Origin of the sequence: Pseudomonas sp. A0308, from assembly GCF_044218815.1 — a bacterium.
Taxonomy (GTDB): Bacteria; Pseudomonadota; Gammaproteobacteria; order Pseudomonadales; family Pseudomonadaceae; genus Aquipseudomonas; species Aquipseudomonas iridis.
Genome location: NZ_CP162581.1, coordinates 6,391,842 through 6,406,734, shown reverse-complemented (window position 1 = coordinate 6,406,734; position 14,893 = coordinate 6,391,842). Strand labels below are relative to the sequence as shown.

At 56.5% G+C, this 14,893-nt stretch carries 12 protein-coding genes; 9 read left to right on the top strand and 3 right to left on the bottom strand.

What is annotated here, in order from left to right:
• The first annotated feature begins 88 nt into the window (after positions 1-88).
• Genes AB4P92_RS29660 through AB4P92_RS29645 form a run of 4 tightly spaced genes read left to right on the top strand, consistent with a single transcriptional unit; the run spans position 89 to position 4,288 of the window.
• On the top strand, positions 89-1,045 hold the full coding sequence (locus tag AB4P92_RS29660; RefSeq protein ID WP_102879529.1) for a TIGR03756 family integrating conjugative element protein: 957 nt from the start codon (positions 89-91) through the stop codon (positions 1,043-1,045).
• Complete coding sequence (locus tag AB4P92_RS29655; protein ID WP_102879530.1) at positions 1,042-2,424, top strand: integrating conjugative element protein; 1,383 nt, start codon at positions 1,042-1,044, stop codon at positions 2,422-2,424. Before AB4P92_RS29660 ends, AB4P92_RS29655 begins: the two co-directional genes overlap by 4 nt.
• 3 nt (positions 2,425-2,427) lie before the next feature.
• Positions 2,428-2,736, top strand: coding sequence for a hypothetical protein (locus AB4P92_RS29650; protein ID WP_102879531.1), 309 nt, complete (start codon positions 2,428-2,430; stop codon positions 2,734-2,736).
• A 10-nt stretch (positions 2,737-2,746) separates the two neighbouring features.
• Entirely contained in the window at positions 2,747-4,288 is a 1,542-nt protein-coding gene (locus AB4P92_RS29645) for a conjugal transfer protein TraG N-terminal domain-containing protein (RefSeq protein ID WP_102879532.1), read from the top strand.
• Here AB4P92_RS29645 and AB4P92_RS29640 read toward each other — a convergent pair.
• Positions 4,277-4,675 carry a DUF3742 family protein gene (locus AB4P92_RS29640; RefSeq protein ID WP_102879533.1) on the bottom strand — a complete coding sequence of 133 codons (399 nt, stop codon included), beginning with the start codon at positions 4,673-4,675 and terminating at the stop codon, positions 4,277-4,279. The two genes, AB4P92_RS29645 and AB4P92_RS29640, sit on opposite strands and share 12 nt — an antisense overlap.
• A gap of 457 nt (positions 4,676-5,132) precedes the next feature.
• Here AB4P92_RS29640 and AB4P92_RS29635 point away from each other — a divergent pair, with 457 nt between their 5' ends.
• Together AB4P92_RS29635 and AB4P92_RS29630 are read left to right on the top strand one after the other, a co-directional pair.
• Positions 5,133-5,462: a hypothetical protein gene (locus AB4P92_RS29635; RefSeq protein ID WP_102879534.1), complete on the top strand. Its 330-nt coding sequence runs from the start codon at positions 5,133-5,135 to the stop codon at positions 5,460-5,462.
• A gap of 135 nt (positions 5,463-5,597) precedes the next feature.
• Positions 5,598-6,557 (top strand): ArdC family protein, encoded by a 960-nt coding sequence (locus AB4P92_RS29630; protein WP_102879535.1) that lies wholly within the window; start codon positions 5,598-5,600, stop codon positions 6,555-6,557.
• Between the two features lie 137 nt (positions 6,558-6,694).
• On the opposite strand, the gene AB4P92_RS29625 is transcribed toward AB4P92_RS29630, so the two are convergent.
• A complete protein-coding gene (locus AB4P92_RS29625) occupies positions 6,695-6,892 on the bottom strand; it encodes a hypothetical protein (RefSeq protein WP_102880070.1) in 198 nt (65 codons plus the stop codon).
• A 221-nt stretch (positions 6,893-7,113) separates the two neighbouring features.
• On the opposite strand from AB4P92_RS29625, the gene mobH reads away from it, so the two are divergent.
• From mobH to AB4P92_RS29610, 3 genes are all read left to right on the top strand, one after another.
• Positions 7,114-8,838 (top strand): MobH family relaxase, encoded by a 1,725-nt coding sequence (mobH, locus tag AB4P92_RS29620; protein WP_102880071.1) that lies wholly within the window; start codon positions 7,114-7,116, stop codon positions 8,836-8,838.
• 317 nt (positions 8,839-9,155) lie between these two features.
• Positions 9,156-10,241 carry a hypothetical protein gene (locus tag AB4P92_RS29615; RefSeq protein WP_395598661.1) on the top strand — a complete coding sequence of 362 codons (1,086 nt, stop codon included), beginning with the start codon at positions 9,156-9,158 and terminating at the stop codon, positions 10,239-10,241.
• 15 nt (positions 10,242-10,256) lie between these two features.
• Entirely contained in the window at positions 10,257-12,983 is a 2,727-nt protein-coding gene (locus AB4P92_RS29610; protein ID WP_395598660.1) for a hypothetical protein, read from the top strand.
• Positions 12,984-13,006: 23 nt separating this feature from the next.
• Here the strand turns inward: AB4P92_RS29610 and AB4P92_RS29605 are convergent, their stop codons facing one another.
• On the bottom strand, positions 13,007-14,893 hold the full coding sequence (locus tag AB4P92_RS29605) for a UvrD-helicase domain-containing protein (RefSeq protein ID WP_102879537.1): 1,887 nt from the start codon (positions 14,891-14,893) through the stop codon (positions 13,007-13,009).

The following is a 14,893-nucleotide window of genomic DNA, read 5'->3' as shown; positions in this document are numbered from 1 at the left end:
AATCCGATAGATCCGCCTTCATAATTACCGCTGACAGTATTCAATCCGTAACCGACGCTGCCCAGGCCAACCACCGAGAGCTTGGATCATGCTTGTTGCCTGCTCCTCAATCCCGCCCACAAAGCTACGGCCCTTTGCGCTGAGCGTCCTGCTAGCGTGCGGTCCAAGCATGGCTCTGGACACCGGCAGCATCACGTCTTCCGTGCTTTCGCCAAATTGTCTCGAATATAGGGTCGTCGGCATTTGTTTCTGGCTCCTCTGCACGCCCTTCGGCTGCACAGTCAAAACCTCGACCAAGGTTCGTCATTTCATTCCTGAGCTGGTGGTCTCGAGCTACGCCACCACCGGCAATAACTCCTGGACCGAAATGGCCACCCTCTCCTATCCCATCAGCGGTGCGGAAGGTGGCGGCAACCTAATCACCCCGAACACTCACCGCGACAACCTGCCCCGCTTCAAGAACGTCGATGGCATCGGCCACCCCGGTGGCTGGATCGCAACGCAACTGGCTTCGCAATCTGGCTATGCCTGCGCCAGTGGTGCAACTGCTTTCATACCCTACTACCTGAGCACCTTGGACTCGCTGGCGTGGCGCCATGGCATCCCGGAAAGCTTTTACCCCGAAGCTCTCATGCCGGGGATACGAGAAATCGGTCGTCAGGCTTCGGGAAACATGTGGGGCAACGTCTATCCCCGCCAAGGCTTTCTGGTACAGCCCGACGATTTCAAGGCGGCCGCAGTCATGGCGCAACGGGCGGGCGATGTGATTACCCGCAACTGGCAGCCGCATGTGTACTTACCACTCACGCCCGCCAAACGCGACGGCTACTGGCCACCCGGCCCGATCGTTGAAAACGACGCTTCGACCCACAAATGGCAATTGCTCTACCCTCAGGTTCAACCGACATGCGCCATCTTCCCCAGTGATCCGGTACAGAGTGCGGATGGCGGCTACGCCTGGTCGTTGTGGCGTCCCTACACCTGCTGCAAGCGCGAGGGGCACACCTTTCTGTTCAGCATCGACTTCGAAGGCGGTGCGTCATGAGTCGGTTTCTCGCACGACCATGGTTGGGCGTGGTGAGTCTGTTGCTCTACGGACTGCTGACCGTTGTCCTCCATGTCCACGCCGCCGAGGGCGATTACCGCCTGGGCACTCAAGGCGAAGTGCTCGATGACCGGGTGATGTACACCATCGGTGGCGGTTCGGCAGTCGGCTCACCAAGCTCGCTCTACCGACCCAGCGGTCTCGGCGTCGGTGGCTCTTGGCGAGCAAACATGATGTGCGGAAACATGAGCCTCACCAACACCCTGCAAAACCAGCTGAACGGCGCCACCGAAGGTTTCCAGCAGATCATGGGCAGCATCGTGCAGAACGCGACCCAAGCGGTGATGTCGCTGCCGGCGTTGATCATCCAGCGCGCCAACCCCGGCCTCTACGAGTTGTTGAGTAACGGGGTGATGCAAGGGCGTATCGACTTCGATCGCTCCAAACTGACCTGCCAAGCCATGGCCGAGAAGATGGCGGACAAGGTCGGTCAAGCCGGCTGGGGTGCGCTGGCCAAGAACGAGGAAATGCAGGGCAATCTGGAGCAAACCGGCGGTGATGCGGTGGCGGCGGTAAAAAACACCGAGACCCATAACGGCAACAATGGGGTGTCCTGGGTCGGCGGCCAGAAGGCTGGAGGTAGCGGGCAGACACCCATCCGAGTGACCGCCGACGTAGTGCGCGCAGGCTATAACCTGCTGCATAACCGGTCGGTGGATGACAGTGCCTCAATCAGTAGCGGCGATTGCCTGGGTGGGGCTATTTGCCAGACATGGACCTCGCCCCAGGAGGAATCCGAATGGGCCGTTCGCGTGCTGGGCGAGAGCGAAGTCTCGACCTGCGACAGCTGCGAAACCCTGCGTGCAACCGCGGGCAGCGGATTGACGCCGCTAATCCAGGAGGCCTACAGCGAAGGTCTCAAGGGCCTGCAAGGGCTGCTGTCCGGTTCACTGTCGCCTACCCCTGACAACCTGGCTAAAGCCTCGAGCCCAATGCTGCCGGTGACCCGTGGCGTGATCGAAGCCTTGCGCGACGATCCCGACCAGGATCTGCTGGCGAGACGCCTGGCCAGCGAGACGGCCCTATCCAGCGTACTCGATAAGGCACTGCTGCTACTGCGCACGTTACTGGCGGGCAGTCACGAACCGAACATTGCTTCCGCCAAGCCGGCCCAAACCGCCTTGACGAAAAACATGGACGCTCTGGAGCGCGAAATACGCCTGCTGCAAACCGAACTGCAGGTCCGGCAGATGTTGGCCACCAACACCGCCAGCCTGGTGCTCGATCGGCATGCCGGCGGTGCTGATGCTTCGCGCACCGTCGAGCAAGGCGACCCCGAGCCCGGTCGACTGAATAATGCTGACGCCAGGCGCAAGTGAGCTGTGAAACGCTCACCGCTATTCACTTTGCTTTCGAGTCTGGGGATTGCCGCGGTGATGATCCTGACCGCCGCACTGGTCGCCTGGATCGGCTGCACTGCGCTGGGTAGTTTCGAGGCCTGGCAGCAGGCATTCGAATCCGCACGACCTTATCTGCGGGGGTGGCGCACCCTACTTTACGGCGCCCTCTTTGCCCTCTGGTGGAACCTGCTTCGACGCTACCGACATCGACCACAGGATCGACTACGCGTGCAACGCATAGGGGCATTAGGGTTCGTGCTCTTTACCTGCGTCGAACTCACCCGACTGTGAGGTCACCCCCATGCTTATGAGCACCAACAGCTACCTGGAGTTTTACCTCTCCCTGCTGGCCTGGATCATCAACAACGGCCTCTGGAGCGTCCTGTCCGACACCGGGCTATTCGCTGCGCCCTTTGGTGCAATCATCTTGCAGGAGTGGTTGTCTGCCCGTCAGCAAGGCGCGGATGAAGGCAACAAGGGACTGCTCTCGGTGCCGCGGATCGAGAACCGATTGTGGTTGGCCTACATAGTCGTGTTGTTCGGTTGCGCGCCGGTCTTTCCGTTGAGCCTCGCATCGATGGCGTTCGATGATGCGGCGAGTCAGCGCTGCGGCGTGAGTGTGGCCAAACCGACGGAAACCGCCTGGGGGACGACCTTCAATACTATCGGCGAACGCTCCGCCAATGTGCCGATCTGGTGGTTTCTGGTGCATGCCTTGAGCAAAGGCGTGACTGCGTCAGCCACTGCCTCTATCCCTTGCGCACCGGATATCCGGCAGATGCGCATGGAGATCGACAGTTCGCGCATCGACAACCAGGTACTGCTGCAGGAAGTCGCCGACTTCACCCGCGACTGCTATGGCTATTCCCGCTCTCGGCTGTTCACCAACCGTCCGCAGTTGGACAAGGCACAAAGTCACGACGCGTCCTGGATCGGCTCAAACTTTTTTCTCGATACGCCCGGCTACTACGATACGGATCGTTCACGCAGGCCGCGCGTCAACTGGCCCTATGATGAAAACCGCGATGTTTCCTTGCCTCGGTTAGAGAATGGCGCGGGCTACCCCACCTGCAAGCAGTGGTGGAGCGACAGCGGTGTCGGCTTGCGCGGGCGCTTGATCGAGCAGGTCGATCCTTCGCTGCTGACTCAGTTGAACGGTTGGTTGACTGGCCGTTCGGGCAACGAGATAGAGGATGCCACCCTCCGTGAGTTGGTCAGCCCGCGCCAGCAATCGATGTCCATGTCGCCCGGACAGGTGTACCAGGACTATGGTTCCAGCGCTCGTGGCGGCTCGATCAATCAGGGGCTTAATAACCTGGCCACCAATACCGGATTGGCCCTCGGCTCCTTCAGCAACTTCCCGGCAATGAATGCACTACGCGCCGCTCTGCCAATGGTGCAGGCCTTCCTCATCATGGGCGTCATCATCAGCTTGCCGTTGATCCTGCTGGTCAGTACCTATCAGTTGAAGACCGTCATGACAGTGACGTTCGCACTGTTCACCTTACACATGCTGACCTTCTGGTGGGAGCTGGCGCGCTGGGTCGACTCCAGCATGCTCGATACCTTGTACAACCAAGTTTCGGCTTCCAATCAAGTGCTGTTATCGCTGCCCACATCCGGGTTTATGGATGGGACTGTCACGGCGCAGGTAATTGAGTATGTGATGGGGGCGATGTTCATCGTGCTGCCGATGCTATTTCTAGGAGCCATGAGCTGGGCAGGATATTCAGTCGGCAACGGGATTCAAGGTATGTTGGCGAACGGTAGCAAAGCTGCAAGTGACTCAGCGAGCAAAGGTGCGGATCAAATATTGGGTGCTGCTAAGCGCTCAATTAGATGACTTGCTGTCGCCTATATAATGCCCATTGTCGTCGAAGTCACCGATGTAGAGGTCAGCACCTAGGTAGTCTGGCCCTGGATTTTTCTCTTGTTGATCGGCACCAATAAAAACTCTGAGCCATAGCAAAGTAGTGACAGCCAGCATCATCACAATGAAAGTAACCATCCAAGCACTGACAAAAAGCAATCCTCCGATCAATGCCAGTTTGGCAATCAAAAAACTCCCGCGAACAAGTAATTTACCTGCGGGCATACCTGCCGTCACCGCACGCTCAACCACGCGGTACTCAAACGTTTTCAACTTACGGTAACCACGCTTTACCGACATGCCACATGTGTAGACCCAGCGGTGGGCACGGGAAACTTGAACGGGATTCTGCGTCTGCATGTTCTCGCCCTCTTCTGAGCGTTTTCATGATTGAGACAGGAGTAATAGCGTACTACTGAAATCGGCCCGTGCCTGACCGTTTATCAGTTTGCCCCAGCCGAAAAATCTTCACTGGAAGACAGAAGACAAGCTCCGTGAAACAGCGTCTCTACAGTCATTGACCCATACAAATCGTCCGGCTAAATACAAGGTATGGATCGCTGTTATCGACAGCACCTTCCCAGGTAGCCAGAGCCTTCAAGGCTACGTTCACTTCGGTGATGGTTCTCCCCAAGTGCGATTAGCGTTCGGTGGCTCGCACGGTGACCGTTTCTACGGTGATGAACGCCTACTGCTCTTCTGAGCGCCTTTCGAGCGCTGCTCGTGAGGTAAGCCCTCTTGATTTTCTTCAACCCACTGCGGGGAAATCTTTCCCCGCACGGGACAGGTTTCTTCGCGTATTCAACGGAGACATACCATGCCCGACTTACTTACACCGGAAACACTGAACACCCTTCGGTTGCCCATCGTGTTCACTCCTGGCGCGTGGCAACGCGCAGTACTGCTCGAGTGTTCAGATCACGCTGAGAAGCTGAAGGTCGATCGGCTGAGCCACGTATTGCGCGCAGCCTTCGAGGCTCACCTCGCCTCTCCACACGAGCCCTATGTACTGTTCGAGGTAGTACACATTCAACCAACAGATCACTTAGACCATGATCCGTTGCTGCAATTGAGTCTCAGCCTACTCCAAGAGCCGGACCAGCCTGGCGCATTGCTGATCGCTCTTGTAGGAGAGCACCAGCGCTGAGTGCACACGACTGTACTCGACGCTCAGATCCACACTCAGACGGCATGCAAGACCTGCATCAATCCACCCACACCCAATCGGGGAACCCTCCCCGACGGGTAAGGCGTTCCTTCGTTTTCTCTCGAGGAAAATGCCATGCGCGATATCTACCAAGACGTGACTGACAAGATCGTTGCCGCTTTGGACCAAGGCGTTGCCCCCTGGATCAAACCCTGGTCCTCAAGTGGCTCAGCTTACATCGGTCATCAACCCTACCCCATCAATGCCATCACGCGTCGTCCCTACTCGGGCATCAATTTACCGTTGCTTTGGGCCGAGGCCAGGTTGCAGGGATTCACTCAAGATCGTTGGCTGACCTTCAACCAAGCCAAAAAAACCGGTGGGCACATCCGTAAGGGTGAGCACAGTACCCTGGCGGTGCTCTACAAGCCGATGGAGCGTGAGGAGCAAAGCGAGTCAGGCCAACCCGTACTCGATGAAAACGGTCAGCTCAAGGTCACTCACTTTGGCATTCTCCGGACGCATTTCCTGTTCAACATCGAGCAAACGGAGGGGCTCGAAATGCTCAATGAAACCCTGCTCGAGACGGAACAGAGTGATCCCTTCCAGCCCAACAGCGCTGCGGAAAATCTGCTGTTAAGTTCGGGTGCACACATCGTTCATCGATCTGCCAACGAAGCCTTTTACCACCCGATCAGGGATCTCATCCATCTGCCGACAAAAGCGCAGTTTCAAGACGAGGGTGGATACTACGCCACTGCACTTCACGAGCTGACGCACTGGACTGGGCATCACTCTCGGTTGCAACGCGAGGGTGTGACGTCATCCTGTCCTTTCGGCTCGCCAGGCTACGTGTTTGAGGAGTTGATCGCCGAGATGGGCGCTGCTTTTTTATGTGCCTACGCCGGTATACGGGGGGAGCTGCGGCACGAGGGCTACATCGACTCCTGGCTCGGCCTGCTCAAGGCTGACAAACGCGCGATCTTTCGCGCCAGTGGTCACGCCCGAAGCGCATCGGAGTATGTGCTCAACCTGGAGCAGCAACTGAAGCAAGCGGTCCTAGTTGATTCGCTATGCATGAACGATGGAGCTTAATCGTTACCTCACCGCTGCAATCGCTTCACAGGGCCCAACGCGAGTTGAGCCCTTTTTTCTGTTTCCAGAAAACAGAAGGCATCACGCCTTGGGCCCCTCACGCAATGAACAAGAGAGGGGCGCACACCCGCAGCATGTCAATCCGCATCCAGGTTCTGCGCCAGAAAATCCACCAGCTCGAGGGGACTCTGGCTGTCGATCACCTTGTAGATCAGATCGCGCTTACTGCGCGGCAACTTCTTGACCACGCTCTTCGCCGAGGCCCTGACGGCTTCGTCGGTCCCATGGATACGTGCCGCGAGCAGCAGCACGAGCGTAGCGTCAGTGAGGTTCATGGTAAGGCCCAAAAAATATGCACCGCAGTGTACCGACTCTTTTCTTTGCCGTACTAGCCCCCAACAAAACGATATCCAGCAGTATCAATATTCCGATTGCCGCAGAAAGGGACACGAGCCAAAAGGACGGGTAAGGGTTGGAAGGGAATGGGCACTCAAGGGTAAGAGCGCTATCCGAAAAGGCTAAAAGGCCGATGACCCAGCCACTTCCGGAGGTCACGATGCTCAGTCTGTTTCGCCACAAAAGGCAGAAGCCCCCTCCGCCACCGACCGTCAACGTCGCCGAAGGTTACCTGTCCATCGAGTCAGCCCATACCCTCTTAGCAGTGGAGCACCGCCGTCAGTTACTCGATCGCATCTGGCAATACACCGCCCTCTCCCACGTCCAATTCACCCAGCTCTACTTAAATCCGATCCATCGCTACGCCGAACAGGTCCAGCAACTCCCGGCCAGCGAGACGCACCACCATGCGTATCTCGGTGGCATGCTCGACCATGGCCTGGAGCTGGTCGCTTGCAGTTTGAAACTGCGTCAGTCGTATCTGCTTCCCACCGGCGCCGCGCCCGAAGACCAAGCCGCCCAGACCGATGCCTGGTCGGCTGGCATCGCCTATGGCGCCCTGCTGCATGACATCGGCAAGATCGCCGTGGACCTGCTGGTCGAACGCCAGGATGGCCGTGTTTGGCATCCTTGGCAGGGCTCCCTGGATCAGCCCTACCGTTTTCGTTACATCAAGGGTCGTGACTACCACCTGCACGGCGCCGCCGCAGGCTTGCTCTACACCCAAATTCTCGACCGCCCAATCCTCGATTGGCTCAGTGGATTTCCGCCACTGTGGGCCAGTCTGCTGTATGTCCTGGCGGGCCAGTACGAACGTGCCGGCGTGCTCGGTGAGTTGGTGATGCAGGCCGACCGAGTTTCCACCGCACAGAACATCGGTGGTAACCCGAGCAAGGCGCTGCAAGCGCCGATTCATTCGCTGCAACATCACTTGATCAGCGGACTGCGTCATCTGGTTCAGCACGAGCTGAAACTCAACCAGCCGGGTGCCGCGGGATGGCTGACCCAGGACGCACTCTGGCTGGTCAGCAAGACGGTCACGGACAAGCTGCGAGCCTATCTGCTGTCGCAAGCGATAGAGGGCATTCCCTCATCCAACATCGCGGTGTTCGACGAACTACAATCGCATGGGCTGGTCGAGTCTACCCCCGAAGGCAAAGCCATCTGGACCGCGCTCGTGGCACAGGGAAACTGGCAGCAGAGCTTCACCTTTCTAAGGCTTCAGCCGGCATTAATCTGGGGAAGCGAAGACCGCCCCGAAACTTTCAGCGGAACGGTGAGCGTGGCACTCGATGACCACCCGACTGACACTCCGGCATCACCAGCAGCGCCCGAGACTGTCAGTACAGGATCGCGTCAAAGCTCTTCGCTGGCAGATCCCAGGGCGATAGAAGACGCTGACTATCTCGGAACGTTGTTGGATATGTTCGAGCTGGAAGAGCCTGAGGCCAGCAACGCATCGTCAGCAGGCACCCTCGAAATCTCAAATCCCCCATCGGACAACCCTGGTCAGGCATTCCTGAATTGGCTCAAGGAAGGCATCCTCAGCCATAAGCTGATCATCAATGACAGCAAGGCCAAAATCCACACGGTGAGTGGCAGCGTATTACTGGTCACACCTGGCCTCTTCCAACGCTACGCGCAGGAGTTTCCTGGTATCTCACAGGGGGCCGATCAAGAAACTGAAAAATGGCGCTGGGTACAGAAGCAGTTTGAAAAACTGAAGATCCACAGGAAGCGTGAGGACGGTCTGAATATCTGGACGTGCCAAGTGCACGGCCCCAGGAAAACAGCCACTTTGAAGGGATATCTGATTGAGGAACCGAAGCTATTTTTTGAATGGATACCACCCGATAATCCCTTTCTTAAAATTGAGAAAGCTTAAATCCCCCAAGGATCTCATTTCGGGTCGAAGCGCGAGACTGCCTCATCGACGCCTTCGTTATCCAAGACGCTGGGTGATAAATCCGGAAGTACTCTTGGTGAGGTACCACGTCAGGATGCAGATCACCGGCACGGCAAGAGCAATCGTTAGAAGAGATATGATGATCTTGACAGACGACCTAAATGTTTTGCAGGAAGAGACCCCATCTCGGGTTTCAAGTCCGCCCACCGACTTGTATGCTCTGTAGCGATCAAAATCGCTCCCGCGACAACCGTGACGTTGTCACTGTTCAGACTTTTCGTCGGTAAACCATCTCCATGACCATCGCCATCACTGCACCCGAGAAGTTCAACTTTCAGGATTTGGCCTGCCTGGAAATGATGTTGCGCTTCGAAAACAAAACTCAAGCGAACTTTTACGTCGAACCTCTGGGTGGAGAGGACGGGGAGATCCGATTTGATGGCACAGCAACAGGCCGCCGGGTAGAAATCCAAATCAAAGGGTCGGAGCTACCGGTCAAGCTGTTGGACATTGCCAAATATCTGGCTCATTGCCCACCACGGAAAAGTAACGGCACCTTGCTCGAGCGTTTATTGGACGACCCAGAGCTTACCGTGCTGTTCATAGTCTCCGGTCGTTGCGATGATCAGACGGCGCTTTATTCCGTGGCACCTGATTGGTTGGGCGCCAGTCACGGAAAGCCGATCAAGGTGACGGATGCCCAGGCATTCATTGATGTATGGTCCAGCTGTTCTTCGCCCCATGAGGACGATAAGGACTTGGCAATCAAGCGCAAGAATCACTGCCTGACGCTGGCCGGGAAGCTTTCAACATCGGAAATACGCGATGCCTTTCAACGGCTGATCATCCTTGAACGGGTGAGCAACAACTCTTTGCTAGCGAGCTGCTCCGAACATTTGAGGCGGTCTTGGCGTGTCCCTGATGATCGAATTGACCAGGTTATTCTTGAGCTACGGGAGATCGTTAGCGCATCGAAAAGCCTTACCCACCTGATCGACTCATTCCCAAAAGTACGCGCATTGCTCAACACCATTGCTCCCCTGAGCATCCGCCCCACGGACTATGTCGCACGTGGCCAGGAGCAGGCATGGTTCACTCACTTGTCTCGTCATGGCGTACTGCTGCTTTCGGGCTTGCCACGAGTCGGTAAAACCTCTTCTGCGCGCTGGGTCGCTGCAGAGTTCGAGCAGCTCGGGTATGAAGTACGACGGTACTCTGATATCGACGACGCAGAACGATTTCTATCGCAACCAGGTACAGCGAGTCGGTTGGTGGTATTGGACGACCCTCTCGGTGGAACGCATTCGGTGGTCGAGCCGGTAAGGGTCCTTCGTCGACTCGAGCAACTGACAATCGAGTTAAGCCGAGGAACTCGGCGATAACTGATCGTCGCCCAAGTGGAAAACCATCTGCTGACCGCCAGTCGCAAAGCGAACTTGAATCTTCTGAAAACGGCAGGTCACCAATGGTGGGATCTGGGCCAGTCCGGCAGCCTTTTCAAGGGACAGCTGTGGAGTCAGTTTGCATCTACGGAGCAAGTCCCCGATCCCATTCGCTCATACGTGCAAAATGCTGTTGACCAAGGGGCCTTGGATTTAGAGCCCGGTTGCTTGCTCCACTTGGCCAGCCACCATTACGAGTATGAGGGAGGCTGTGACCTGGACAACCTATACCGTTTCGCGAGGGTCGATGCAGCTAGCCTCGGACACGCTCTCACGGAGCAAGGGTTTAGCAGCATCCTATTGGGAATGTCTGTCGCCTCCAGTGTCAGCGAGCCGATTTCGTCACAGATGCTGGCCGTTTTGGTGGACAAACAAAACGAGGACTCAGAAGCCGCGATCTTAGCCGCAGGTTCACTGTTCGATGATCTTTTCGGTATTCCGTTAGAGCAACTTGCAATGCCATCCATTCCTCAAGACAGGGACAAAGAGGCACAACTCGCCTCGCTGGCCAGTAAGAGGATCATTGAGGTAGTTGCACAAAAAAATATTGCGTTCAGTCACCCGTTTTATCGCTCGGCTGCAGAGGCTAGTCTCGACGACGTCAATTCGTTCAACGTCGACCGGGTCACCAAAGTGATTGCCCAAGGCTTATTCTGTTGGATACCAAGCACATCTCGCGCCACTGCACGTAACCTCGATTGGGTTTTCCAGAGCCTCGTTCAACTGCCTGAGGCTCGCCAGCAAATAGTCGACTACGCCGAGCGTGGATTGAAATCGGTCTTTCCTTCGACTCGTGACCTTTGTTTCAACTTTCTACTTCGCCACCTGAGCGTACTTCAGGCTGATGTACGCCATCGGCTACCTCAGTGGGTGTCAGCAGTCAGTTACTTGACCCTCGATGACATGGAATGGCGTAACGGTGAGGCGCGCCTGTCAGACGAGGCCGGACAGGGGTTTCGTAACCTTGGGAACTGGGGAGCGAAGCCGTCACTGGACGAGGGAGAGCTAGACCTATGGGGAGCTAAGGACAGCCCGTTACCAACGCCTGAGCAGGCAGCTCGAGTGCTCAGTTATTACAAAGACAACCTGGAAACCATGACCTTAGGCAGCATGGGCCGTTTGCTTAGTTTCAATGAGGCCGTAATTCGCGCGGAAGCAGTCGAACTGTGGCTGCAGTTTCCGCGAGCGGACGACGACGAGGTCATACTGCGCATTTTCCGCGAGGACCATCCACTGGTAGCGCTTGCAGCTCTTAAAGGAACGGTTAAAGGCTGGAACCAATGGACAGAACCGCGGCGAACGCTAATTCTGGAAGGCTTGGCAAGACAAGTTGGCGTCCCCAGCGCAGCAACAGTCGTCATCGCGAAGTTGCTGCTATTCGGTCGTGTGGAGCACACGGGAAAGCAGACTCCCTGGCGGATCTTTGCCACGCTGATGCCGATTGCATTGAGCTCGCTCCCACACAACGCACCAATCGTTGACGCTCGGCTCCACGATGTTTGTCTTCAGTCAACAAAATATCTGCAACCTGCCGAGATGATCGACATCTGCGATGCCTGGACCGGTTGGCTCGAGCGCATGCTTCACGATCAGCGTATTCCTGCAGACTTTGCCCTAGGTGTTGTCGAGATTTTGATGCATGCCACAAGGATGCATCCAGAGCTGAGAAAGTCGCGCATTGAACACCTGCTCGCCTTCAAGGACTCGGGAGCGGTACTGGCGTTCACTGCAGACTTGATACACCACGTTGAGCAGCTGACAGATGTTGAGCATCAGAAGCTTATGAAAGTTTGTCTCGAACCACGCCCGGACAGCCGATGGATATCTGCGGCGTTGCTGATGCTAAGTCAAACCCCGTCTTCTGTACTGCACCAGATTCTTCCTTCGGGATTGACGGTCGATTCCTCACCAAAACAGCTTGTAGAACAGCTGCCACTGCCACTACTTGAGGCGGTGATGGACATATTTTACGGCGTCAGAGGTCCTTTGGGTCAGCTCGGTATCGGTAGAGCCAATTCGCACATTTGGATGCCTGTTTTCGAACTGATTGCGAGCCTACCAGAGCATGCCTTATTCAATGACATGTGGGAGCATTTGGCCAGCGAAGGTTGGCATGAGACAGACCAAGTCGTGACACGTCTGATCCGGGCAAATGCCACCTCTGACAGCGAACGAATTCTCGACATTCTGATTCGGGTCACTTCGCGCTCAGGGAACCCTCTGCCACAGAGCTGGAAGCTGCTATTGGGTCGGGCGCCCGATCCACAGACGCGAGAACGTTGGCTGAAAAAAGTACTGGTGTTGGGGCCGGTGATCCTGCGGGATCTTAGCGAGTTGGACGATTGGCTAGTAGAGAAACAGGATCAACGAGGATTCTGGGAGGTGTTCAAGGAAGATGGGGCCTTGTTGAGATTCACAGCAGCATTAAAAGAAGGTATGCCCGGCATCGACCTTCATGGTCCGCATCTCGCCTCCATCCTTGAGATCTGTATCGACAAATGGAACGGACAGTTCGCCGATACTTACTCCATCCTGCAGAGGCGGTTCACCACCTTAGGTATCACCAGCCCGGAGTTATTGGCACTTCTAGAACAACGACGGCATCAGGCAATCAACAATGCCACCCAGTTGCGCACGCAAACTTACGCACCTTGGCCCCCAACTGATTGGATTGGACCATGACGCCTACCATTTGAGGCGCGGCACTAGTCTGTAGTGATCTCGGGAACGGCAGCGTCGCTCAGAAGCTGATACAGCTCGGCCACACGACGCCGCTGGCCGCGCTCTCGACAGAAAGCAAAGATCGCGCGCTGCTTGGCGCGTGTGAGTGCCACGAAAAAAGTTGCAAGGCCTTCGGCGTTACCCGGTGTGTGTGCCCACCAAGCATGATCATCAAGGCCGACGAAGACAATGGTGTCGTATTCGAGTCCCTTGCTCTTGTGGACGGTCATCAGTGGAATTTGCTCGAGGCCCTCAAAGGCATCCAGACAGATCGTCCAGTTCGCAGCCCCCCTCGCCGAAGCGGCGAGATGCAACTGGAAGGCTTCGACCATGATTGCGAGCAGATCGCCTGATGAATATTCAAGGTAGGTTCGCGCTACTGCTGAGAGATCCAGGAATGCCAGTACTCGGTTTACGAGGGTCGTGACACTCACCTCCGTCGGGGGAGTGTTTCTCATCTCCGCTCGCATCGTCGCCAAGAAGGCTGTGAGCTCGGCGTCAGTGCGTGCTTCGGTGATGTCGTCACCGTCCGCTAACGCTCGCACTGCCGAGAGTGCAGCAGAGCATATTTGCCATGCGTCCGGAGCGCGCTGCGTTGAACCGAGTCGAAATAAGCCGATCGCAATTCTAGCGAACTCATCTGAGAGTAGATCCTGCAGAGTCGTACGTCCGAGTGAGTGGCTTTCATTTCGCAGTCGTAGGCCCGCTTGGGCAAACGTCGCAGCAAGATCGGCCTCGACATCGTCGGACTTTTGCTTGACCAAGATTGCGTAATCTCGAGGTGCACGGCCGCGCGTTGCCATATCGGTCGCGAGCCACCGCGCAAGGTATTCGGCTTCGCGCGAAATCGTCGGAATATTCCAAACCTGGGCGACATCGCCGTCGACCTGCCGCACAGCCTGGGCCACAGTGAGCGCGCTATGGGGATCTAGCGCTCTTGCGACGACATGCTGGATTCGGACGAGATCTGGCGAGGATCGGAAATTGAAAAGTAGCTGAATGCGAGTAGCAGCAAAATCTATCGCAAACCGCTCAAAGGCATCGGTTCGTGCACCAGCCCAAGTCATTATGCGTTGTTTGTCATCTCCGACCGCCGTCACAGCAATTTCGCCGCCGCTAAATGCCGAGAGCAGGAAGTCGTACTGCGCGAAGGTTGTGTCCTGAAATTCATCCACAAAGACGAACGGATAGGTCAACTGGAGTGCGCGCCGTATGTGCGGGCAGGAACGCAAGAGCAATTCAGCTAATCGATTGATGATTACAAATGTGAGGGTGGACCGGGGCTGCGTTGCTAGCTGTCCTGCCAACCAGCGCTGGATGATGAACTCCGCACCCGATTGCGGCGCTTGTTGCGTGATAGGGAGACGGTAGGCACCGACATGGCGAGCTTCAAAACTTTCAGCGTGAAAGCCCGCGATCTCAGTCCGCCATTGCGGGGGAGCAGTGTTGCTGGAAAGGTTCAAGAACCCCTCTTTCTGCCGACGAGTGGGGAATACGAGGTCGTATGGACGGGTCGGACACCAGTGAGCGGGAATAGCTGACAAGAACCGATCAACCAAGCCTTTGGCGAAGGCGTCGAAGGTGAGCGAAGTAAAGCGGTTAGCCAGTTCAGCCGGACACCGCTTGCGAACCCGTGTGGCGAGATTTTCTGCCGCATCGCTCTTGAAGGAGATTGCCAGGACGCGATAAGGCGCTGGGCATAACCCCGTTTCGAGTAGGTAAACGGCGCGTTGTGCGAGAAACTCGGTCTTTCCTGCGCCCGGACCGGCTATAACGCAGGTCGAGCCGGCTTGGCGCAATGCGCGCCACGCGTCAGGCTCAAGGTCATCTATACCTCGTGGTCGCCAATCTTGTGATCGGATGATTGGCAT